This window comes from Gelidibacter gilvus (assembly GCF_004115975.1).
In the GTDB taxonomy this organism is placed as follows: domain Bacteria; phylum Bacteroidota; class Bacteroidia; order Flavobacteriales; family Flavobacteriaceae; genus Gelidibacter; species Gelidibacter gilvus.
In genome coordinates, this window is the sequence record NZ_SDDZ01000001.1 from 60,950 (window position 1) to 84,655 (window position 23,706).

General features: G+C 37.7%; 23 protein-coding genes. 10 read left to right on the forward strand and 13 right to left on the reverse strand.

Going from position 1 to position 23,706, the window contains the following annotated elements; genetic code table 11:
* Positions 1-176 precede the first annotated feature (176 nt).
* Both ESZ48_RS00270 and ESZ48_RS00275 read left to right on the forward strand, forming a co-directional pair.
* Positions 177-1,328 (forward strand): sensor histidine kinase, encoded by a 1,152-nt coding sequence (locus ESZ48_RS00270; protein ID WP_129016024.1) that lies wholly within the window; start codon positions 177-179, stop codon positions 1,326-1,328.
* 9 nt (positions 1,329-1,337) lie between these two features.
* A complete protein-coding gene (locus tag ESZ48_RS00275; protein WP_129015312.1) occupies positions 1,338-1,691 on the forward strand; it encodes a hypothetical protein in 354 nt (117 codons plus the stop codon).
* 2 nt (positions 1,692-1,693) lie between these two features.
* Here the strand turns inward: ESZ48_RS00275 and ESZ48_RS00280 are convergent, their stop codons facing one another.
* Together ESZ48_RS00280 and greA are read right to left on the reverse strand one after the other, a co-directional pair.
* Positions 1,694-2,083 carry an HIT family protein gene (locus tag ESZ48_RS00280; protein ID WP_129015313.1) on the reverse strand — a complete coding sequence of 130 codons (390 nt, stop codon included), beginning with the start codon at positions 2,081-2,083 and terminating at the stop codon, positions 1,694-1,696.
* 204 nt (positions 2,084-2,287) lie between these two features.
* A complete protein-coding gene (gene greA / locus ESZ48_RS00285; RefSeq protein ID WP_129015314.1) occupies positions 2,288-2,761 on the reverse strand; it encodes a transcription elongation factor GreA in 474 nt (157 codons plus the stop codon).
* Between the two features lie 152 nt (positions 2,762-2,913).
* On the opposite strand from greA, the gene ESZ48_RS00290 reads away from it, so the two are divergent.
* Positions 2,914-3,336 (forward strand): Rieske (2Fe-2S) protein, encoded by a 423-nt coding sequence (locus ESZ48_RS00290; protein WP_129015315.1) that lies wholly within the window; start codon positions 2,914-2,916, stop codon positions 3,334-3,336.
* On the opposite strand, the gene ESZ48_RS00295 is transcribed toward ESZ48_RS00290, so the two are convergent.
* The 8 genes from ESZ48_RS00295 to ESZ48_RS00330 form a co-directional block, all read right to left on the reverse strand.
* The gene (locus tag ESZ48_RS00295; protein ID WP_129015316.1) at positions 3,333-5,798 is read right to left on the reverse strand and encodes a TonB-dependent receptor; all 2,466 of its coding nucleotides are present in this window, start codon (positions 5,796-5,798) and stop codon (positions 3,333-3,335) included. The two genes, ESZ48_RS00290 and ESZ48_RS00295, sit on opposite strands and share 4 nt — an antisense overlap.
* 584 nt (positions 5,799-6,382) lie before the next feature.
* Positions 6,383-6,787 carry an alternative ribosome rescue aminoacyl-tRNA hydrolase ArfB gene (gene arfB, locus ESZ48_RS00300; protein WP_129015317.1) on the reverse strand — a complete coding sequence of 135 codons (405 nt, stop codon included), beginning with the start codon at positions 6,785-6,787 and terminating at the stop codon, positions 6,383-6,385.
* A 62-nt stretch (positions 6,788-6,849) separates the two neighbouring features.
* Positions 6,850-8,403 (reverse strand): DUF4301 family protein, encoded by a 1,554-nt coding sequence (locus tag ESZ48_RS00305; protein WP_129015318.1) that lies wholly within the window; start codon positions 8,401-8,403, stop codon positions 6,850-6,852.
* On the reverse strand, positions 8,400-8,966 hold the full coding sequence (locus ESZ48_RS00310; RefSeq protein ID WP_129015319.1) for an AAA family ATPase: 567 nt from the start codon (positions 8,964-8,966) through the stop codon (positions 8,400-8,402). Before ESZ48_RS00310 ends, ESZ48_RS00305 begins: the two co-directional genes overlap by 4 nt.
* Entirely contained in the window at positions 8,927-9,559 is a 633-nt protein-coding gene (gene pnuC / locus ESZ48_RS00315) for a nicotinamide riboside transporter PnuC (RefSeq protein WP_129015320.1), read from the reverse strand. Before pnuC ends, ESZ48_RS00310 begins: the two co-directional genes overlap by 40 nt.
* Entirely contained in the window at positions 9,543-9,803 is a 261-nt protein-coding gene (locus ESZ48_RS00320; protein ID WP_129015321.1) for a thiamine-binding protein, read from the reverse strand. The genes pnuC and ESZ48_RS00320 overlap by 17 nt, the downstream gene beginning before the upstream one ends.
* Before the next feature lie 92 nt (positions 9,804-9,895).
* Complete coding sequence (locus tag ESZ48_RS00325; RefSeq protein ID WP_129015322.1) at positions 9,896-10,666, reverse strand: geranylgeranylglyceryl/heptaprenylglyceryl phosphate synthase; 771 nt, start codon at positions 10,664-10,666, stop codon at positions 9,896-9,898.
* 188 nt (positions 10,667-10,854) lie between these two features.
* Positions 10,855-11,478, reverse strand: a complete 624-nt coding sequence (locus ESZ48_RS00330) for a 4'-phosphopantetheinyl transferase family protein (protein WP_129015323.1) — start codon at positions 11,476-11,478, stop codon at positions 10,855-10,857.
* A 157-nt stretch (positions 11,479-11,635) separates the two neighbouring features.
* Between ESZ48_RS00330 and ahcY the strand changes: the two genes are divergently transcribed.
* Positions 11,636-12,952: an adenosylhomocysteinase gene (gene ahcY, locus ESZ48_RS00335; RefSeq protein WP_129015324.1), complete on the forward strand. Its 1,317-nt coding sequence runs from the start codon at positions 11,636-11,638 to the stop codon at positions 12,950-12,952.
* 224 nt (positions 12,953-13,176) lie between these two features.
* Positions 13,177-13,647, forward strand: a complete 471-nt coding sequence (locus tag ESZ48_RS00340; protein WP_129015325.1) for a very short patch repair endonuclease — start codon at positions 13,177-13,179, stop codon at positions 13,645-13,647.
* Between the two features lie 71 nt (positions 13,648-13,718).
* Here ESZ48_RS00340 and ESZ48_RS00345 read toward each other — a convergent pair whose 3' ends face one another.
* Complete coding sequence (locus ESZ48_RS00345; protein WP_129015326.1) at positions 13,719-15,851, reverse strand: S46 family peptidase; 2,133 nt, start codon at positions 15,849-15,851, stop codon at positions 13,719-13,721.
* Positions 15,852-16,288: 437 nt separating this feature from the next.
* On the opposite strand from ESZ48_RS00345, the gene ESZ48_RS00350 reads away from it, so the two are divergent.
* From ESZ48_RS00350 to ESZ48_RS00360, 3 genes are all read left to right on the forward strand, one after another.
* Positions 16,289-17,431, forward strand: a complete 1,143-nt coding sequence (locus ESZ48_RS00350; RefSeq protein ID WP_129015327.1) for a methionine aminotransferase — start codon at positions 16,289-16,291, stop codon at positions 17,429-17,431.
* A gap of 106 nt (positions 17,432-17,537) precedes the next feature.
* Entirely contained in the window at positions 17,538-18,005 is a 468-nt protein-coding gene (locus ESZ48_RS00355; protein WP_129015328.1) for a hypothetical protein, read from the forward strand.
* Between the two features lie 8 nt (positions 18,006-18,013).
* Positions 18,014-18,793 (forward strand): amidohydrolase, encoded by a 780-nt coding sequence (locus ESZ48_RS00360; RefSeq protein ID WP_129015329.1) that lies wholly within the window; start codon positions 18,014-18,016, stop codon positions 18,791-18,793.
* Here ESZ48_RS00360 and ESZ48_RS00365 read toward each other — a convergent pair.
* Both ESZ48_RS00365 and ESZ48_RS00370 read right to left on the reverse strand, forming a co-directional pair.
* The gene (locus ESZ48_RS00365) at positions 18,753-20,384 is read right to left on the reverse strand and encodes an Ig-like domain-containing domain (protein ID WP_129015330.1); all 1,632 of its coding nucleotides are present in this window, start codon (positions 20,382-20,384) and stop codon (positions 18,753-18,755) included. The two genes, ESZ48_RS00360 and ESZ48_RS00365, sit on opposite strands and share 41 nt — an antisense overlap.
* Positions 20,385-20,437: 53 nt before the next feature.
* Complete coding sequence (locus tag ESZ48_RS00370) at positions 20,438-21,118, reverse strand: ComF family protein (RefSeq protein ID WP_129015331.1); 681 nt, start codon at positions 21,116-21,118, stop codon at positions 20,438-20,440.
* An 89-nt stretch (positions 21,119-21,207) separates the two neighbouring features.
* Here ESZ48_RS00370 and ESZ48_RS00375 point away from each other — a divergent pair, with 89 nt between their 5' ends.
* Both ESZ48_RS00375 and ESZ48_RS00380 read left to right on the forward strand, forming a co-directional pair.
* Positions 21,208-22,089 carry a hypothetical protein gene (locus tag ESZ48_RS00375; protein ID WP_129015332.1) on the forward strand — a complete coding sequence of 294 codons (882 nt, stop codon included), beginning with the start codon at positions 21,208-21,210 and terminating at the stop codon, positions 22,087-22,089.
* Between the two features lie 62 nt (positions 22,090-22,151).
* The gene (locus ESZ48_RS00380; RefSeq protein WP_129015333.1) at positions 22,152-23,693 is read left to right on the forward strand and encodes a glycine--tRNA ligase; all 1,542 of its coding nucleotides are present in this window, start codon (positions 22,152-22,154) and stop codon (positions 23,691-23,693) included.
* Positions 23,694-23,706 lie beyond the last annotated feature (13 nt).

Genomic DNA, 23,706 nt, shown 5'->3' on the forward strand with positions numbered 1-23,706 from the left:
AAAATTGTTAGTTGCAAATGTAACCATATTGTTAAACCTATAAAAATGAAATAGAACAAGAATCAAACAATAATATCAACATAATTGCATTAGTTAACTAGTACTTAAAAATTATCGTAATAAAGATTTTCTATTTGCTAATTTCTTTAAGTATATTTAAAATCACAAATGTATTGATGCCTTACTCTATGAACCGAAATATCTTACGGTGGATCATTATTGCTTCGTCTTTTATAATTATCTCTTTAATTTTGTGGAATACGTATATTTTCTTTCAGAATTTCAAGGCTGAAGAGCGCATCAAAATGCAAAACTGGTCGTTTGCCCAATCAGAACTCTTAAAATCTGGCGCTGATGAGAATGTGGAACTTACACTTAAGATTTTAGAAAGCAACCACACCACGCCTATGTTGGCCATTAATAAAGATGGAAGTTTAGGCACCTTCAAAAATATTGATAAAAAGAAAGTTGAGAATCCCGTCTCAGTCCAACATCTTATAACCGCATTTGAAAGTGAAAACCAGCCCATTGAGGTGTATTATAACGAAGATATTTATTACACCATTTATTATGGCAATTCACCCTTAATCAACAAACTTAAATACTATCCGTTAGCACTGCTGCTTATTATTGTGCTTTTTGCGGCAGTTGTTTATTTTTTCTATCGCAGTTCAAAAATTGCCGCACAAAACAAACTTTGGACGGGAATGGCCAAGGAAACCGCCCATCAAATTGGTACGCCGCTATCGTCTTTAATAGGATGGACAGAAATTTTGCGCTCTGAAGATGTCAATCCATCTTATCTTTTGGAAATTGAAAAAGACATCACACGATTACAAACCATCACCGATCGATTTAGTAAGATCGGATCTATGCCGACTTTAAAAAGATCGGATATTGTTAAGGAAACTGTCGAGTCCTATGAATATCTAAAAGCACGTTCAAGCCGATTAATAGGTTTTGAAATTGAAGCGCCAGAACATCCCATTTATGTCGATTTGAATCAGCAGTTATACAGTTGGACGATTGAAAATTTAGTCAAAAATGCCATTGACGCCATGAGAGGAAAAGGCAATTTGAAAGTAATGATCATTGAAAATGATAAAGATGTTAAAATAACAGTGACAGACTCGGGCAAGGGACTACCTAAAAGCTTGTACAACAAGATTTTCGAACCGGGTTTTACCAGTAAAAAACGAGGTTGGGGCTTAGGACTTTCATTGGCAAAACGGATTGTAGAAGATTACCACGACGGAAAAATAAAGGTGTTACATTCAGAAATTGACAAAGGAACAACCATGCAGATTTCATTAAAATTAATTCCGTAGATTTGGCTCATGGAGAACAAGTTTTTCACATTAAGAGAGGTCGAATTAAACAACAACTGTCCTGAATGTTATTCAAGAGACGGGTTGCAGCTGACCTTCAAGCAACGCTTTATTGAAAACTTTTTTTACAAAGCCATTTCAACAGATACCGCACACTCATTATTTTGCAAGGTTTGTGAAACCATGATTTTCCCTGCACGATGGACAGATGATATTGATAGAGTTTTTGATTACCAACAACGTGCATCACCACCAAAACCCACGTCGTTTAAATTGAAAACTTCATCTTGGATTTTAATTGTGATATTCGTAGTGATTTTAGTCGCGACTGGGCTTTTCTTTCTCGGAGTTTTTGAGAATTAGAATTATAATCGGTCTGAAATTCGTTGCGCTATCGCTTCAAACTCTTCCTTTTCCAATTTCACCTTGTTGGTAAAACGTATATCATCCATGCTATGTAGCGGTATTAAATGTACATGCACATGCGGTACTTCCAAACCTACAACAGCCATCCCGACGCGTTTACATGGCACTGCTTTTTTAAGTGCGATGGCGACACTTCGCGAAAACTCCATTAATCCTACATAGGTGGTTTCATCCAAATCGAAAAGTTGGTCGACCTCAATTTTAGGGATACAGAGCGTATGCCCTTCTGTATTAGGGTTTACATCTAAAAAGGCCAAAAAATCTTTCGTTTCAGCAACTTTGTAACATGGAATTTCACCATTGACTATTTTTGTAAATATGGATGCCATTTTATTGTTTCAGGTTTATAGTTTATTGTTCAGTTTAACATTTTTTATCTTAAATCTCGATCTCTGCCCGTCCGTAGTATTAGCGAAGGCGTGAACTCTATAAAGATAAAAAGAAAATTCCTGTTAGAATTGATCTTAACAGGAATGTTGAGTTTTTTAATTAAAAAGAAAAACCAATAGATTCCTGCCTACGCAGGAATGAGGTTATCTGGAAATTTCAAGGATGTCAAATTTCAAAGTACCGTTGGGCACTTGAATATCTGCGACTTCTCCTACCGTCTTGCCTAAAAGTCCTTTTCCTATCGGGGAGTTCACTGAAATTTTACCCGAAGCCAAATCAGCTTCACCATCAGCCACCAAAGTATAGGTCACTTCCATACCATTGGTTTGGTTTTTTATTTTCACTTTAGAAAGCACCAATACTTTGGAACTATCCAACTGTGATTCGTCAATCAAACGAGCATTGGATAAGGTTTCCTCCAATTTGGAGATCTTCATTTCCAACATGCCTTGTGCCTCTTTGGCTGCATCATATTCGGCGTTCTCGCTCAAATCACCCTTATCTCTCGCCTCACCAATCGCTCGTGAAGCGTTTGGTCGCTCAACGTCTTTTAATTGACTGAGTTCTTCCCTTAGCTTCTTTAGACCTTCTGGGGTATAATAAGATACTTTACTCATAATTCTTCGTTTTACTGTATATAAAATATGCTGAAACCCCGTTGTGGAGAACAGCATAAAAAAATCTCGCTAGCACGAGATATCAAACAAATATACAAAATATTTACGTCAACTTTGAGATTGTTGTAAATTGCGTTACAATTATATATTTGATGAAACAGTTTTTTTTATTTGTTGGTCTTATTCTTTTAACAGCTTGTAGTAGAAACAATAGTGATGAGAATTGCAGATTCTTGGTCAATGCTGCTGTGAACGTCACTGTCAACATGAATTTACCACAGTACAACCAATTACAATTTACCAGCAACTCCGTTTATATAGCCAACCAAGGCAATAAAGGCGTTATCGTAATTAATGTTGGTAGCGGATTCCGAGCTTGGGATGCTGCCGATCCCAACCATGAGCAGAGCACATGTTCTTTACTTACAATTACTGGCGCCAATGCGGTTTGTGGGTGCGTTGACGCCAATACTTATAGCTTATTTACGGGAGGTTCTATCGGGAAACAATTACCGTGCGGGCTCAAGGAATACCGCGTGAACGTGTCTGGAAATTCCCTCCTTATTACAAATTAAAATTTTAAGGTAGCTCCAACCAAAAAGTTAGTGGTGGCTTGAGGAAAATATCCTGCACCTTCTATTGTTGTTATTTGATTTGGATCGCTCCAGTTATCATCAAAGGTGTAATAAAATCCGTTGGACACATATTTCTTGTTTAAAATATTATTTACTAATCCAGAAAATAGGATCGACTTGATAAGAGGCTTTTTCTGAGCATCATCTTTAGATTTCAACGTCCATTCGTAAGTGACATTAATATCATTCACAAAATAAGCGTCTAATTTTGAAGCTTGAGAATCGGTATTGCCCATAAACTGTTCCCCAACATATTTGCTCAACAAACTGATTTGATAATGTTCTTTAGGTTGAAACACTAAGGCATTTGACGCGACAAGTTCCGGCGAAAACGAAATATTCGTCTTGCCTAAATCCACTAACTCACCATCCCGCTCCATAACTGATGCTTTGGTTTTATTGGAACTTACCGTCACACTCGGTTGTAAACTCCATTGGGAAGTCAGTCTTAACGCCGCTTCAATTTCCAAGCCCAAACGGTAGCTATCCCCACTGTTGGTCCTAATTGGATTTCCGGTAGTGTCAAGTTCCCCAGTTAATACCAGTTGTTCATTATACAACATATAATAGGCATTGGCATTGATCCGAAACGCTGGATTATCATATCGCCATCCCAACTCAAAATCATTAAGTTGTTCTGGTTTTACGTCCATATTATTTTGAAAATCCTTCCGACTTGGCTCTCTGTTAGCTCTTGCATAAGAAAAATACAATGCATTGGCCGAATCGAATTGATAGGTCAATCCTGCCTTTGGGTTAAAGAAATTAAACGTTTCGTCAATTTCCATGAGGTCCATATCCGAATTTGTTCCTGTGGTGGCATAACCTACATTACGATACTGTAAATCGCCATAAAAACTTAATTGTTCATCAAATCGAAAGGTTGCCTTTGCAAATACATTCGCGTCAGTTTTCTTTCCGTTACCATCATAATAGCGGTGTCCTTTAGGAGAATCGCCAGCATATTGCGCCCAAATCACTTCACCATAATGATCGCCATCGTAAGTACTATACGATGTTCCAAATGAAAGATCTAAGTTTTCCTTTTTATAATTGGCATTGGCATTTATCACATAAAAATGGTTATCCAACCATCGGCGGCGCACCAAATCACTGCGCGTAATACTTTCGCCACCCAAATCGACGTTTTCCATTCCGTACTCCACTAATTTCTGCTTTTCTTTATACTGCTCGAAAAAGCCCAGTCCACGGGTATAATTCAAGCCCAAGGTTGTGGACCAATTGTTGTTGATGCGCTCATTCCAATGCAATTGGTAGTGATCCTGTTTATAATCATCAATTTCATTATCGTAAAACTGAATGTTTCCGTCGGCATCCGTATACATTCCTGCCGTATTAAAAGTTCTATCGTTTTTCAATAGCTCCAAGTCTTCCAATCCGTTCCAAGCTTGATACGTGATTTCCTGACCTCCAAAAACAACTGCTTTAATGAGTCGATTGGTATCCACATAAGCACCTTGTAAGAAATATGATTTTAGATCTGAAGTTGCCCGATCGATATAGCCATCCGACTTAATATTTGACAATCGTCCTGAAATTTCAAAATGATCATTTAAGCGTCCTGTGCTAAACTTAAGCGTATGCTTGTGGGTGTTATAACTCCCAAAACTATTGGCGATTTCTGCACTTGCTTTATTGGAAACGCCTTCAGTAAGCACGTTAATGCTGGCACCAAATGCACCAGAACCATTTGTAGATGTTCCTACACCACGCTGCAATTGCATACTTTCTGTGGAAGATGCAAAATCACTCAAATTCACCCAAAAAGTCCCCATAGATTCTGCATCATTATACGGAATACCATTAATGGTGATGTTGGTAGATTGTGCATTAATACCTCGCACTCGAATGCCAGTATAACCTACTCCAGCTCCAGCATCCGTGGTGGTGACCACCGAGGGCAAGAAGTTAAGAAGCATAGGAATATCTTGGCCTAAATTGCGTTTTTCCAGATCTTCTTTGGAGATATTAGAGTGGGTAATTGGCGAACTTGAGCCCACGCGCACAGCATTGACCAAAACCTCATCCAAAACTTCGGTAGTTTCGTTAATGATAATATCCAGAACTAAATCCGAGTTAAGATCAAAAGTTTTCTCAATAGGTTGTGCGGTGAGGTAACGAATTTCTAAAGTGTGTTTCCCTTTAGGTAAATCCAAAGTATAGTGACCATTAAGATCTGTTTGCGTCCAAGTTGTACTTCTCTTCAACTGAATGCTCACACCTGCAAGAGGTTCTGAGTTTTGTTGGGTGACGTGACCGGATACACGATAGTTTTGCGCAAAAGCAGTAACGCTTGAGAAAAGCAAAACATAAATTAAAATAAACTTGAAAGATGGTTTGAATCGGCTCTTGTCCGATAAGTTTGAAAATAAAGATTTCATTCGAATAAATAAATTTAGACGAATAAAAAGAGGTAATTATTCTTTGGTTAAATATTAAATAATTAGTTAAGCTTTAAAATTCAACGGTATCTTATTAAGATATTTTTGCCGGCAACCGTTAAATATGTCTTTCAGACACGTTTTAAAACTTATATCCCTAAACGGCATTATCCGTTCTAGGTTCAATGGGTATGATCTCAGCCGATTTGATTGTTGATCTTTGATTTTTGATTTTTGAATACTCTTAATTCAACAATCATCAATCTCCCATCTTCAATCTATCAGGCACCCCTTTTTTGAGAACGGTGCAAAGATATAAAGGATTTACGATTTTTGAATTACGAATTACGAATATATTTATCTACGTATAATTTTAAGCATCTCTCGCAGAGACCCAAATGGATTGCTGATTGTTGAATGCTGATTTTTGATTTGTACCCTAAGTAGAAGGTTCTCTCGTAGAACCACGGGGCGCGAAGATAAACGATTTGTAATGTAATGGTATATTAGAGACATTGACAGTGAGGGACTGAAGACCCGCCCCGAACGTGCCTTATCGGTTCGGGCAGGCTGCCAACTGAAGACTACTCAATTTCCGGGGGTTTCCGATTAGCTTTTTTATCCGAAGTTTTTCGCTTTGCCTTCAATCGTTTTCTTATAACGGAACGAGGTGTTTTGGTGGGAATACGTTCTTTGGGAACGATTAATCCTTCTTCGAGAAGGTCAAAAAAACGTTGCACGACAAGTGTTTTGTTTTTATGCTGACTCCTACTCTCTTCACATTGGAGCAAGAGAACATTTTCTTTGGTGAGGCGGTTGCTAAGGTTCTGCTTTAATAATGCTTTTTCATCTTCGTTTAATCCGTTTGAAGCTTCCAAATCAAAAATCAGCTCCACTTTTGAAGCCACTTTATTGACATTCTGACCCCCGGCACCTGAGCTCCTCACGGCTTTAAATTGCAATTCCGATTGTAGAATATCTTTGTCCATTATGTTATTTAAAAAAATGTCCGAAAAGTGCAGGCTGACAGTTGCAGACTGCTAACTGAACACTACTCAATTTGATGTGTTGGCTTCAATAAATCAGTGACCGTTTTTACTGGATTAAAAGTAATCAGTGGCACCTCAACAAAAATAGTATTCCAACCCGCCATACTGCCGTTCCAAAGTCCGGGCAACTCCAAAGCCATCAAATCCTTTCCAGCTTTGGTTTTCATGGTTATAAATGCCGTTGTAGGATCGACATATTTTTGCAAGTCAAAAACCTCTCCTTTATAGTTTTTGATACCACATACTAAGTCGACAGGATTAAAATGTGTCGCGTTCTTCAGGATTTCGTTTTGTTTTTTATTATCTGTATCAATTTGAGCCGACTCTACAATTTGAAGTGTTATTTGTCCATTCTCTCCTTTTATCCAAAACGGACCACCACCAGGTTCACCTTCATTTTTCACCATTCCACAAATTCGGAGGGGCCTGTTCAACTTATCAAATAAATATTCGATTTGATATTTTGTGGCGTATTTTTTAAATTCAGTACTGATGACCACGTTCAACTTATTCTCCAAAAACTCAGATATGTTGAGTATATCCTCTTCCGATACGTCTCCAACTTCAAGATGATTCAAATGCTTAAATAGGTCATGCTGGATTTCCAGCAACATGCCTCCTAACATTTTTTTATATTCGGCAACTTCATCTTCATATTTATAGACCACCACATTATCAATGTTTTTTATAAAGATGATATCAGCATTTAATTGGTTCAAATTCTCCAAAAGCGCACCATGTCCTGAAGGTCTGAAGCTCAGCTGACCATCTTCTTCTCTGAAAAGCTCGTTTTCGGGAGTGACAGCGATAGTATCGGTAGATCCCTTTTGATATGAGAAGGAAATATGAAATTTAGTGTTTGTTTTATGTTCTACAATATCCTGAATACGCGCAAATTCATCATCAAACATTTTCTTATAAAGCTCTGAGATTGTAAAATGCAAAAATGCGGTATTGTTTGTAGATGCATATAATGCCCCTTCAAATAAATGCTCTTCAAAAGCTGTAGCCAAATGATCTTTATACTCATGAAATGGCAACAATCCCTTTGGGTAAAAACCATAATTCATTTTATCCTCATCCATCATGGTTTTGACGAAGAGTAATTTTTGTCTATCGCTGGAAAATGTTGCATGATCGGGATAAAACACCTTCAATTGCTCAAGTACCTTCTCATAAAACGGCAGCTTTTCCATCCCCACGAAAAACAAGGATAAATCGGCATCTTTATGCTTATTTACAAAAGAATTTATGCTTTCATCTTCTGGAACATACTCATCAATAAACCGAAACAATGTTTTGAACATACGCGTGGCTGCACCAGATGCAGGAACAAATTTCGCTATGGAAACCCCGTTCCTTTTGGTATCAAAATAATTGATATGATGTGCCTTTTCAGCTTCGGAGCATTTTAAAATCCCGTTATTTATGGTGGCAGCCGAATGAAGGTTAACAAACGGCACACCCGTTTCAAAAAGTTCAAGCTGCGACTGGATCTGCGCTAAAGTCAGCCCTTTGTTTTCAATTTGTTGGATATCTTTTTCTGTAAATTTCACGCTTTCTTTTTTATAAGTTCATCAATATGATCTACTGCGACATTAAATCGCTCTTCAATAGACCCTTTCAATAAAATGTAGGGTTTGCTGTATTTTTTTAAAGCATTTTCAAAGGCTTTAAACATGGCTTCCCGGTCATTAGGCCGGTCTCTTAAGTCGTCAGCTTCCCACGGGATATCAATATAAGTCAAAAAGTAGAGATCGTAAGTGTTTTGTATGGCATATTTTTCCAGAATTGGATCACATTTCCCATCATAATAGGCTTCAGAATAGACCTTGGTTTCCAAAAGATCGGTGTCGCAAATAAGCACCTTGTTAGCCTTTGGAGTCAGTTTGTTTTCAAGTTGCATCTGTCCTTCAGCAATCGGCAAGACATCATCAAAAGTCAATGTCTTGTTGAAAAGCAATTTCTCTTCGGCATAAATACGCGAATATTCCGGCACAAAGACCGTGTGGTAATTTTCCGCCAATTGCACTGCTAAAGTACTTTTCCCGGTTGACTCAGGACCAAATAAAACTACTTTTATGCAATCTGAGGCGTTTTGTCTAAGCTTTTCTTCCATGCTATATATCCGTAAATCGCTATAAAGGTAAATCCAAAATATTGAATGCTCGTAAAGGTAAATCCTTTGTAGAAATAAAGTGGAATAGAAATGAGGTCCCCAACAATCCAATAAATCCAGTTCTCAACTTTACGCCGTGCCATAAGCCACATGCCCACAAAGAAAATTGCGGTGGTAATGGTATCCACATAAGCCATCCAACTGGTCCATTTGTCAAAGGTTTTATAAATGATGAACACAAAACCTAATGTTGCCAGGAATATCACTAGGCTGACTTTATGCTCCCAAGCTGTCGTTCTTGAAATTGGAGTAACGTGCGCGCTGTCCACTTTTCTGGTCCAAATATACCATCCATACACACTCATAATAAAATAGTAGCCATTGATCATCATATCTCCCAAAAGCTCCCATTTTATAAGCAGGTACACAAAAATGCCCGTACTGATCATTCCGGTTGGAAATACCCAAATATTATTTTGCTTAGAGCTCCAAACTGACAGGAATCCGAAGATAACGGCTACAATTTCTAACGCAATATCCATGGTATCATAACCTGAATACTGTCCGAAAAGGAAATCAAAAATGTGGCTCATAATCGTGTCGATCAGATTTGACTATTTTCATATACAGCAAACCACGTTCAATCAAGGTGAATGCTTCTTTTATTTCGGTGGTCAAAAGTTCCATGACGGCATCATAATCGCCATATACTTGGGTGCTCAACGGATTTTCCAAAACCGTAAGCCCAGAAGCTCTCAACTTTTTAATAAAATGAATGATGCTTGGTTCATAGTCATCATGCAAAGGGGTAAAGGTTAATTCTACTGATATTTTCATAACACTTCCTGCGAAGGCAGGAATCTCATTTTAGTTAAACTTACTTTATTTTCATTCCCTCGAAGGAGGGAATCTATTCATACTATGCTAATTTATTTTTCTTCTTTAGTCACATGTTCAAACATCATTGGCTTATTTATCTCCTCAAAAAACAAGTCATTTTCTTCAAATGCTGTTCCAATCACCACCAAATCTGCCCCAGAATGATAAGCAGCATCCAATTGATTTTTGGATTTAATACCGCCACCCACAATTAACGGAATTTGCAATTCACGTTTTACCGATTGGATAATCTCAGAGTTGATAGGATCAATGGCGCCACTTCCAGCTTCCAGATAAATACATTTCATACCTAAAAGCTCCGCTGCTTTTGCGGTATCAACAATAGTCTGGATGTTTTGTCTATTTAAAGGATGGGTTTTGGTCACACGTTCTACGGCAGTTTTTTTTCCGTTTTCGATTAACAGATAGCCCGTTGGTATGATTTCAAGCTGCATGGTCCTCAAGACGGATACGGCTTCAACTTGTTTGCCGATTAGATAGTCAGGATTCCTGCCCGAAACCAATGACAAAAACAATAAGCCATCGGCGTGAGATGACAATTGAGAAACATCGCCAGGGAAAATTAAGATTGGCAATTTGGTCCATCTTTTTAATTCCTGGATCAAAAGATCCGTTTCATTTTCTTCAACTGTACTTCCACCAACAAAAATGTGAGTGGCGGACGAAGCTTTCAATTTTATCATGAAAGTCGAAACAGCTTCTAATTTCAATTTATCAGGATCGATCAAGACGGCCAGCAGCTTTTCCTTTAGAGAAATTGCGGTTAATATATCTTGATATAAATTCTTCTTTTTAGCCACGAATGCATGAATGTTTTTCTATAATTTTATTTTAAACTGCTCTACTTGAAATTTCGATCAAAGTCTTTTATTTAAGCCACGTCCAGATTACTATCGACAGCCCGAATGTTTGTCTATAATTATATTTTTAATTTCTCTGACTATCATATAAAATTTTAACTAATCCCTCATTCCTAATACCTAATGCCTCACACCACATACGCACAAGTGAAGCTTTCAAACTCAAAAAAATGAGTATCATATCTGTATTTCTTATCTTCATAATCAATCCAAGCTACAGTTTCTTCATCTTTGACCATAAAAGGAATGACCAAAAAATGATGCTTAAACATCATGCCCGGCGTTGCGAATAATTTGTATAAAGATTCTTTGATACACCAAATCACAGTCAATTTATTGATATAATCATCGGCATTAGCCTCTAAATAATCCCCTTCATAACCTATAAACTTATGGGCGATTACCGCTATTTTTTCACGTCGCTTTTCAATGTCTATCCCAACTTCGCGATCACTAATAATAACGCCTGAAAATGTATAGGAATGGGTAATTGAGATGAACTTGCCATCCTTTAAGTGGGGCTTGCCGTTTTCGTCGTAAAACAAATCGTGGTCGGTGTAGCCAAATTCCGCCAAAAGATGGCGCACACTTAAAAATCCGCGCTGGTGGAGTTCACTTTTCATTCCCAAGACACGGGCCATGCATATATCTGTTAAAGTGATAGGCTGCATGAGCTCTTCATAGGATTCCGTAATCTGCCAGATTTTAACAGTAGTTTGTGAATTTGGGGTAATGGTTTTATATAATGGCATTTAAGTTTCTCGAAGTTATTATTTATCTTTGCAGTCGCAAACCGAAAGTATAGAAACAAATATACAATTATGTAATTCTATACACAACCTCGCTTGTTTGGAAAAAATATTATAATAGGATTTTATAAACTCTATTGAATCACTTAAAAAATAACAGATGAATACTAAAACATTGCCTTACGTCCCTTTTAAAGTAAAAGACTTGTCACTTGCTGACTGGGGAAGAAAAGAAATCGAATTGGCTGAAGCTGAAATGCCAGGACTCATGAGTCTTCGTGAAGAATATGGCGACTCACAACCACTTAAAGGTGCTCGTATAGCAGGATGTTTGCACATGACCATTCAAACGGCGGTGTTGATTGAAACCTTAATTGCTCTTGGAGCAGACGTTACTTGGAGTTCTTGTAATATTTTCTCAACCCAAGATCAAGCTGCTGCTGCCATTGCCGCTGCTGGAATTCCGGTGTACGCATGGAAAGGAATGAACGAAGAAGAATTTAACTGGTGTATTGAACAAACCTTATTTTTTGGTGAAGACAGAAAACCATTAAACATGATCTTGGATGATGGTGGCGATTTGACAAATATGGTTTTTGACAAATATCCAGAGTTAATGGCTGGAATCAACGGCCTTTCTGAAGAAACAACTACAGGTGTCCACCGACTTTACGAGCGCATGAAAAATGGCACATTATCTATGCCTGCCATCAACGTGAATGATTCTGTAACAAAATCGAAATTTGACAACAAATACGGCTGTAAAGAAAGTGCAGTTGATGCGGTACGTCGTGCCACCGACTTGATGTTGGCTGGAAAACGCGTGGTGGTTTGTGGTTATGGTGATGTTGGTAAAGGTACCGCTGCGTCTTTTAAAGGTGCTGGGAGTATCGTAACCGTTACTGAAATTGACCCAATTTGTGCATTACAAGCCGCTATGGACGGTTTTGAAGTGAAACGTCTTGAAACTGTTGTTGCCAATGCTGATATTGTAATTACCACTACTGGAAACAAGGATATCGTTCGTGCTGAACATTTTGAAGCGATGAAAGATAAAACTGTAGTTTGTAACATTGGTCACTTTGACAACGAAATTCAAATGGATTGGTTAAATAAAAACCATGGTGCTTCAAAAATCGAAATTAAACCTCAGGTTGATAAATACACGATTGACGGGAAGGATATTATCATTCTCGCCGAAGGCCGATTGGTAAACTTAGGTTGCGCTACAGGCCATCCAAGTTTTGTAATGAGCAACTCGTTCACCAACCAGGTTTTAGCACAGTTAGAGTTATGGACCAACAGAGATGCTTACAAAAATGAGGTATATATGTTGCCTAAACATTTAGATGAAAAAGTAGCATTTTTACACCTAGCTAAAATTGGTGTGGAATTGACTGAACTTAAGGAAGACCAAGCTGAATATATTGGTGTTGCAGTTGAAGGACCATACAAACCGGAATACTACCGTTATTAACCAATTCCTGCGAAAGCAGGAATCTCATGATCAAACTATAAAACTAAAAACCCAAGCAATTACTGTTTGGGTTTTTTGTTTTTGGGCACATCATAAAAAGTTGTTATTTCAAATGTTTTATTGAAACAAAAGCTTTGGAAGATTCGAGAAACGCATCAAAACTTTTGTTAAACCTCTAATTTTTTTTCTATATAAACTTGAAATTTTCTATTTTAGAGAGTATCATGACCTACGAAGAACCCAACATCATCGTCCCAAGATTTAATGAAGCCTCTGGTTTTTACACCACTAAAAAGCGCTCAAAAATCATGAGCAAAATCCGTGGGAAAAACACAAAACCTGAGCTTTTGTTCAGGAAAGCCCTGTGGCATAAAAACGTCCGCTATCGAGTGGACAGCAAAGAACTTCCAGGAAAACCAGATATCTCCATCAAGAAATACAACCTCGCTATTTTTATTGATGGCGAATTTTGGCACGGTTACAATTGGGACGAACGTAAAGAGCATATAAAAAGCAATCGCAAATTCTGGCTTCCTAAGATTGAACGCAATATGCAACGCGACAGACAAGTCAATCAAGAATTGGTTGAAAGCGGTTACACTGTTTTCAGATTTTGGTCTAAAGAAATATTAAATGATCTGGATCGCTGTATTAATGATGTTCTTGTGTTTATTGCCACCGGAGAAAATACTTAGGGCATAGGTATTCACAAAAAAACCCTTTCAAAAATATATGAAAGGGCTTCGTTATTAAGTTATAGCGTTGACTATTTTTTAGCCTTGGATTTCTTAACCTTTTTGGATTGCTTGTTTCCCGATTTTGGACGCACCAAGCTCATTTCGTCAATTAAATGTTGTGCACCTGCATACTTATCAATAATGAAAAGGATGTAGCGCGCATCAACCATAATATTTCTACAAATCTCAGGATCATAATACATATCACTCATAGTCCCTTCCCAGACACGGTCAAAATTCAGACCTACCAAGTTTCCATAGGCATCAATTGCTGGACTTCCAGAATTTCCTCCAGTAGTGTGATTGGTTCCTAAAAAACAAACGGGTACTTTGCCCGTAGCATCTGTGTATTGTCCATAATCCTTATTTGCGTATAATTCCTGTAATTTTTCAGGCACGTCAAACTCATAATCCCCTGGGATGTATTTTTCCATCACGCCGTCCAAATATGTTGAAGGCTCGTAATAAACTGCATCTCGTGGCTCATATCCCTTAACTTTTCCATAGGTCACACGCATAGTGCCATTGGCATCCGGGAAATAGCGTTGTTCTGGCAACACCTCCATCAATGCCGTCATATATTTCTGTTCAAGGCTATTGATCTGAGGATTCAACTCTTGGAAGCGAGGTTCGATCTCCGTATAAAACGCCATGATAAAAGGTTTGATATATTGGTATGCGGCATCATTATTCAACTTTTCCAACACCTCATTTGAGGAACCTTCCAAAACTTTTAAAGCATCTTCCAAATTGGTAAATGCGGTTTTATCATAAATTGACGCATCCACATGATCCGTGTATAATGGCATGACCGCTTCAAAAACACCTTTATCTACGGTGGCATTATAATTCTTATAAACACCTTTCATACGCCCGATATTGGCATCTCTCTGTTTTTCAAAAGCTTCTTCACTGTTGGCTGCAGCGCCTTCCAATTGTGCAAGGCCAAAGATCATCGGCGTCAATTCATTGGTTCTTAAAAAGACTTCCATAAAACTGGTTCGCTTGACGTTTGTATCTTCAATTTCGTTATAAAGTTGCTCAAGTTCCGGTAAAATTTTTCCGTATTTATTCTCTAGACCTTTCGCTTTTAGTTGTTTTGTAAATTCAGCCTCTTGTGCTTTCTTAATGTTGATGGCACCACTTTTTTCAATCCCTAAATTTTCACCTTGCCATTTTTTCCAGGCATTGGCAATTCGGGCTTGTTTTGAGGCATATTGGATTCTGATTTGATCATCCGATTTCATGCTTGCATCAATGACTTTTAATGCCGCTTCCCTAATCGCTATCGCTCTTGGGTTGATTTTCTCAACGGTTTGTGCTACGGCAACCGCAGGGAGGTATTCGTCAGTAGTTCCAGGAAAACCAAACACCATTGTAAAATCATCTTCGCTCACACCATCTAAAGAAACAGGCAAGAAATGACGTGGTTTAAACGGAACATTATCTTCCGAATAGGCCGCAGGACGGTTATTCTTATCGGCATAAATCCTGAACAACGCGAAATCGCCCGTATGACGTGGCCATACCCAATTGTCAGTATCGCTACCAAACTTTCCTATGCTTGAAGGTGGCGCACCAACCAATCGGATATCATTATAACGTTCAGTAACGAAAAGAAAATACTGATTGCCTTTATAAAACGCCTTGATCTTCGTGTCCTGCCAATCCTCTTTTTTGGCTGCTTTTTCAATGGCCGTACTGTTTCGTCCTCTAATCACTTGCTGATCTCTATCTGACATAGCATCAGTAACACCTTCCAAAACCTGTTTGGTGACATCCTCTATTCTTACAATAAATTCAATATACAAGCTGTTATTTGGCAACTCCTCCTTAAGATTTTTTGCCCAGAACCCATCTTTCAAATAGTCGTTTTCCAAAGAGGAATGGGATTGAATTTGACCAAATCCACAGTGATGGTTGGTTAAAACCAAACCTTTATCGGAAATCACCTCAGAGGTACACCCACCATTAAAATGGCCAATGGCATCCTTTAAACTCGAATTATTGACATCATAAATATCTTTGGCAGACAATTTACTACCAAGACTTTGCATTTCGTCTTCATTCATACCTTGCAGTAGAGACGGAATCCACATACCACCTTGCTGAGCAGAAACTTGAAATGCAATAAAAAGAAATAAAATTCTGAAAATTTTCATATCGGAAATTGTTTTTAAAAAGACCCCAAATATAAGAAAGCCACCACGAAAACTAAACTATTTAGTGATGTATGTTAGTTTAAAGAATCAAGACCGCTTGCTTCGACTGCGCTCAGCACAGGGCGCTTTTAGAATCAACCTGCCTGCCGGCAGGCAGGAAACAAAGACTTGAATCGTCAAAACTCGAAAAACTGTATCTTCAATCAAAATTCAGAACCAATTAAAAAGTCCTATAAATGACTTTAAACATAAAATGCACATTATCTAGAAAACTTAATCGAATGGATAGACACAAGATGAAATCAGCATAAATTGGATGATAATAATATCTAAGCCTAAATTCCCATGTAATCAACTATTACACGCCAAAGAAAAATTCGATTAAAGCAGTTGAAACTTTTTGTTTATCTTATATTTCATAATTAAAGAACTTGAGAATGCATCACAATTCAAAACTTCCCCATGTGGGCACCACAATTTTCACTGTCATGAGCAGCTTGGCTCAAAAACACAAGGCGCTCAATTTATCACAGGGATTTCCAAACTTTAAAAGTGATCAAAAATTAATTGATTTGGTCACCAACGCCATGAACTCGGGTTTCAATCAATATGCACCTATGGCAGGGCATTTAGAACTACGCGTTGCCATCACCAATAAACTTGAGCAACTCTACAACACATCTTACCATCCAGATTCAGAAATTACCGTTACTGCTGGTGCCACACAAGCGATTTTCACCATCATCTCCGCTTTTATTAAACCCGAAGATGAAGTCCTAATTTTTAGACCTGCTTATGATTGCTATGAACCTGCCATAGCATTGAATGGCGGAAAAACAATTTCGGTACAACTGGAAGCACCGCATTATCAAGTAGACTGGTCAGTGGTTTCAAAAAAATTCAATTCCAAAACCAAAATGGTCATCATCAACACGCCACAAAACCCAAGTGGGACGGTGTTTTCTAGGGAGGACATGCTCAAATTAGAGGCATTATTAAAAGGCACCGACATCATTTTGTTGAGCGATGAAGTTTACGAACATATTATTTTTGACGACAAAAAGCATCAAAGTGCCTGTATGTTCCCCGATCTTAAAGCGCGAAGTTTTATTGTGGCTTCCTTTGGGAAAACCTTCCACAATACGGGCTGGAAATTAGGTTACTGTTGTGCCCCAAAAGCATTGATGATCGAGTTTCAGAAAGTCCATCAATTTAATGTGTTCTGCGTCAACCATCCGATGCAAAAGGCTTTGGCGGAGTATTTACAAGACCCTAATCATTATTTGGAATTATCAACCTTTTACCAGCGTAAACGCGATTTGTTTTTAAGTTTGATCAAAGACTCCCGATTTAAATTCACCCCGGCTGAAGGCGCTTACTTTCAGATCTTGGATTATTCAAAGATCACTTTGGAAAATGATGTGGATTTTGCCAAACGACTGACCATTGATCATAAAATTGCATCGATCCCTCTTTCAGTATTCAACACCGATAATTTGGACAATAAAGTGCTGAGATTCTGCTTTGCCAAAACCGATGACACCCTAAAACAAGCCGCTGATATTTTAAACACTATTTAAAACTAAGAGTGCCTCAATACCTTGTTAAAAGTTTAATTTTTATCTTAAAAATCACTACCTTTGCACTACCAAAAATCATAGAGTCACACTGACCTCTGCACGGTTTTTGACATCTAAAAAACTAATAAAAAATCTTATGAAAAACTGGATATTTATATTTTTTTTAAGCTTAGGATTCGCCCTTAATGCGCAACACGTCATTCACGAAGGAACGGCTTATGAAGTCAAAGGGAGATCAATCTTTAGCAACGGAGCTGATGTCACGCATACGCTCCATACAGACGAAAAGAATACTATTTTCAAATCCCACAAGAACAAAGTAAGGGCTGATAAAAGAGCTGAAAAAGCAAGAAAGAAGCAAGAAAAAGCCAAAAAAAAAGCTGCAAAGAATCTAAAAAAGAAACAAAAAGCGCAGGACAGGTATCTTAAGGCAACGAAAACATTGGAGCAGAATCAAGCAAAGTACGACAGGCTCAAGGAAAGAGGCAGACTTTCTCCAAATGATGAAGATAAATGGCTCAAGAAATTAGACCGCTATAAAAAGAATGTAGAAAAAAGGAGAAAAAGCTTATAAAGGTCATCATGTCTAAAACCTTAAATATCGCCCTGATTCAAACTGAGTTGGTTTGGGAAAATCCTAAACAAAACAGAGGTAATCTTTCTAAAAAAATAGATACTCTTGTTGACCCAGTGGATATTATTGTCTTGCCTGAAATGTTTACTTCCGGATTTACCATGAATCCTTCTCATGTTGCCGAAACTATGCAAGGAGAAACCATCTCATGGTTAAAGACGTTGGCAGCCAATAAGCAATCGGCAATTACCGGAAGTATGGTCATCAAAGAAAATGACCACTACTATAATCGTATGGTTTTTGTGCATCCAAATGGAACGATAGAACATTACGACAAACGACACACCTTTACCTTTGCTGGTGAGGACAAAGTCTATAAGCCCGGAACCAAAAAGATTATTGTTGATTATAACGGATGGAAAATCTGTCCGCTAATTTGTTATGATCTTAGATTTCCTGTGTGGGCCAGAAATGCTGAAACTTATGACGTGCTTATCTATGTTGCCAATTGGCCTGCCGTACGCATGGTAGCGTGGGACACCCTATTGAAAGCACGTGCCATTGAAAACATGAGCTATTGTGTGGGTGTCAACCGAGTTGGTAAAGACGATAACAATCATGACTATTCAGGACACTCTGCCGTATATGATGTATTAGGAAATCGGATAGACAATATCCCTTTTGATGAAGAAGCTATAGAAATTGTAAGCCTTAATAAAGAGCATATTGAACACAATAGGGCCAAATTTAATTTTTTGGCGGATCAGGATCAGTTTTCAATAAAGTAAATTCTTCAACCGTATCCCATCCGGTTCTGGCATCGACGATATCCGGTCTGTAACTGATACGCTCAGGTTGGATCTTCTTGAGGTAATTACCGGTGTCCCATTTTCTATTCGCATTGGTATCATAAATAACCCTTAAATAGTATGCCCCCGGATTGATGTGTCTAAAATCGAACATTCGTGGTGTGTCTGCAAACTGTTCGTATTTCACCTTACCGCTCTTATCTGTTAATTGCACGATCAAAGGATATTCTGCATTAATTAAATTAACGCGAACATCTGAAAGGTCAGAAAACTTCTTGGTTTTAACTGTATAGCTCAAGGTATCATTGACCTTCCCAAAAAAATCAGTTATCGCTTCTGGCAAGAATTGAATTTTATACGAATTGTCCTCGATTTTGTCAAACTTAAATCGGTAGGTATTCCTTAAGGTGTCAAATTCTGTTTTGAAATCGACGTTTAAAGAATCTTTGTCAATTATAGAAATCCTATCGAGATCTAGTTTGTCAAAAGGGATATTAGCTTCTATTGAAAAATCCGCATCAAAATCGATGGACCCCGATGTCGAGGATTTAATGGATAGTGAATCGACTTTTAAATCCCTAAAACGATGTTTTAGAGTATCCACATATCCTTTATTTTTGACTACAAAGAACGTGGTGTCTAACTCAACATTTGGTTTATACCAATAATATAGAGTATCTTTTTGGGCATCTTTCACGATACGTTGTTCAAAACCGTCGGGCTTATCGCCCATCATTTCAATGGTCAAATCTCTATTATCGCCATAATATCCAAATTGTATTTTCTGTTTGGCAATTTGTGTTGGACGTTCCATTTTGAAATCGGCAATCTCTTTAAACAGTTTTATTTCGTAAAATGAATCGGTAGGCACCGTGATTTCTTTATCATAAAATCCAATTTTATCAGATTTCTGCTGATAGGTATAATTGCCGTTTTCATCTTTTAATGCTACCAAACGGTATTTTCCCGCCTTAATATTATCAATACTAAAAGTACTGACACTATCTAAAGTATTGGTCACATATTTTGGTCTGGATTTATAAACTGTCGAATCGGTGTAAGTCGAATCCACCTCGTACAACATAACGGAAACAAAGGTTTCTGGCTCCCGTTTTTCGGCATCAACAATAGCACCTTTTAAAGAAAGAGAATCAATATAAGTGCCCGTAGAAAACACATATTTATAATAAGAATAAGGATTTTCTTCATTGTTATCTACAATACTTTGCCCAAAATTAAAGGCATAAGTAGTGTCGGGCTGTAAGGTATCATTAATTTTAATGGTGATGAATTTACTTGCACTGCCCAATGGCATAATGTCTGGAGCCGGAATCATAGGTGGGGAAATGATTAGCTGTTTTTGGGCATTTTTTATTTTGACATACTCATCAAAATAAATTTTGATCTCGTTTCCTTTGAAATTGGTAGTGAAATTATCTGGTGTAGAATATCTGATTTTTGGAGGTTCAGTATCTTTTTCACCACCTGTTGGCATGCCTCTGTTGGCACAGTTGACAAGCATTGCAAGAATACCAAAAAAAAGAAAGAGTTTATAATAGGATTTAAACATCACCACACACAAATTTCAGCAAATTAACGATATATTTAACTGAAACGAAAAAATTATTCCGCAATTGCCATGGTGGCCACACTTATTGTGACGCCCTCAATTTTAGACAGCGCATGCGCACAAGTTTCAATTGTTGCCCCTGTGGTAACAATATCGTCCACCAAAAGAATGTGTTTCCCTTTTAAACTCTCAAAGTCAGTCACCATAAACAAGGCATCATCATTAATCCAGCGCATGATCCGATCTTTGAACACTTGGGTTTTTGTAGCTTTCGTCTTTTGCAAAACGTCCGTATTGAAATCACATTCCAAAGCATCGGCGAGTTCTTTTCCAAATTTATGGACTTGATTATAGCCCCGTTGTCTCAAACGCTTGGAATGCAATGGTACAGGAACAACCACATCAACAGTCCTGAATTCATTGTGTTTGCTTAGTTCCTCACCAAGCCACTTCCCCAAAAACTCACCAATTTCTTCGTGACCCTTGTATTTTAAATTATGAAGTAAGTGCTGCACCAATCCTTTTTTCGAAAACCATAAAAGCGAGGAAGCATTTCTCAACATAACACGTCCATATAGAATTTTGGTCAGCTCATTATTAGTTGTGGTTTCAAAATTTGTCAAAGGCAATTCATGTCTGCAAATCGTACAAACATATAGTTCATTCGTTTCCAATTGGTTGTCGCACGACAGACAAACCTGCGGAAAAAACAAGTTTAACAAATTTTTTATCATTTTATCGATTAAAAACAGCTAATACAAACTTAATATATATTTTCGCTTGAATTAATTAAATAATCCCTATCCCTTCTTAATAGTAAATTATGATAGTTAACCCTCAGTTTTTTAACTACAGAATTATTATTGGTACTTTAATTGTTGGCATGACTGCTTTAGGCGTTTTTAGTTTTAATACCTATGAATCCAGTAAAGCACATCAACACTTCTTGGATCAAGAGAAAAAGCTTGTTGAAAGTGAATTGTCTCAAATGATTTTAAGGTATGATGACTTAAGTCTCACCAGCCATCTGATATCTGAACAACTTGATAGCGCCAAAAAAACGACCAAATCAGCGTTAGAACAATTAAGGCTGACGGAAAGCGACTTTTCGGTTTTAACACGTTTCAAATCGGAGCTTTCAGATATCAAATCTAAAAACAGCGCTCTCTTCAACACAGTAGATTCCATCAACTTGCAAAACGAACGTTTGGAAAATGAAAAGTTAGTGGCTTATGCCGAATTAAACGAACAAAAGCAATCCAACACTTCGCTAGTAAAAATCAATAAATCCTTAAATAGCAAGATCGATAAAGCGGCGTTATTAACAGCAAACTCCTTTACAGCCAAAGCTTATAAATCGGGCGCTAATACGTCTTCAACAACTAAAGCCGCTCAAGCTAAAGGGATTGACGTATGTTTTACATTAGCCGAAAACACACTGACGGAAAAAGGGATGAAAGATATCTACATTCAAGTTTTGAATCCGTTAAACAATGTCATTGGAAAAAAAGGTGCCGTTGAATTTGGGCAATTTTTACTTTTTTATAGCCACAAACAACGCATCAACTACGATAATGATGTCATCCATATTTGCACCACGATACCGGCTCAAGAAAACGATAAGCCGTTCACCGAGGGCACCTATTATGTGTCGGTTTTCCATAAAGAACGAAAACTTGGAGGCACCCAAATTGAATTAAATTAAGCCCATAAAATTTATTTATACAAACCGTTCCTTTAGTTAGAACGGTTTTCTATTTTTGCAGCATGACAAATCAGGACGACCAATTTAAGAAAGTGATATCTCACGCTAAGGAATATGGATACGTATTTCAGAGCAGTGAAATATATGATGGCCTAAGTGCAGTTTATGACTATGCACAAAATGGCGCTGAGTTAAAGAAAAATATTCGTAACTACTGGTGGACAGCCATGGTACAAATACATGATAATATTGTAGGGATTGACTCCTCAATTTTTATGCATCCCACCACTTGGAAGGCTTCCGGTCACGTAGATGCTTTTAATGATCCTTTAATTGACAATAAGGATTCTAAAAAACGCTACCGTGCGGATGTTTTAATAGAAGACCATTGTGCCAAGATTGAAGGCAAAATTGACAAAGAAGTCAGCAAAGCTGAAAAACGTTTTGGAGATGCTTTTAACAAAGAAGAATTTATAACCACCAACCCTAGAGTTGTTGGCTATTATGAAAATATAAAAACCATCCTCTCAAGAATGGGCAAATCTTTGGAAAATGAAGATTTGGCAGATGTAAAAGCCCTTATTGAAGAATTAGAAATTGCTGATCCATTGACCGGTAGTAGAAATTGGACAGAAGTTAAACAGTTTAACTTAATGTTTGGCACCAAATTAGGAGCTTCAGCCGAAAGTGCAATGGACCTATATCTCCGTCCGGAAACGGCACAAGGTATTTTTGTAAATTTCCTCAACGTTCAAAAAACAGGACGTATGAAAATTCCGTTTGGAATTGCCCAAACAGGAAAAGCATTTAGAAATGAGATTGTTGCAAGACAATTCATTTTTAGAATGCGTGAGTTTGAACAAATGGAAATGCAATTTTTCATCAAACCAGGAACGCAACAAAAATGGTTTGAACATTGGAAAGAAGAACGCTTGAAATGGCATTTATCTTTAGGGATGGGCGAGGAGAATTACCGTTTCCACGACCATGAGAAGATGGCACATTACGCCGATGCTGCTACAGATATAGAATTCAAATTTCCATTTGGTTTTAAAGAACTGGAAGGCATCCACTCAAGAACGGATTTCGATTTAAAACAGCACGAAGAATTTTCAGGTAAAAAACTTCAGTACTTTGACCACGAAACGAAGGAAAGCTACACGCCTTATGTATTGGAAACCTCGATTGGTTTGGACCGTATGTTTTTGGCCGTTTTCTCCAATTCATTGGTGGAAGAAGAACTGGACAACAATACTACAAGAACTGTTTTAAAATTACCTTCAGTATTAGCACCTGTGAAAGCAGCTATTTTTCCATTAGTGAAAAAAGATGGCCTACCAGAAATTGCACGTCAAATTCAGGAGGATTTAAAATGGGATTTCAACGTCGTTTATGATGACAAAGATGCTGTAGGAAGACGTTACAGAAGACAAGATGCGAACGGCACACCGTTTTGTATTACTGTGGATCATGACACTTTAGAAGACAACACAGTAACCATCAGACATAGAGATACCATGGAACAGACCCGTGTGAAGATTGAAGATCTAAGCAAGATCATCAAGAAAGAAGTGGATATTAAATCCTGGTTAATGAAAATGTAAAATTTGAAATACC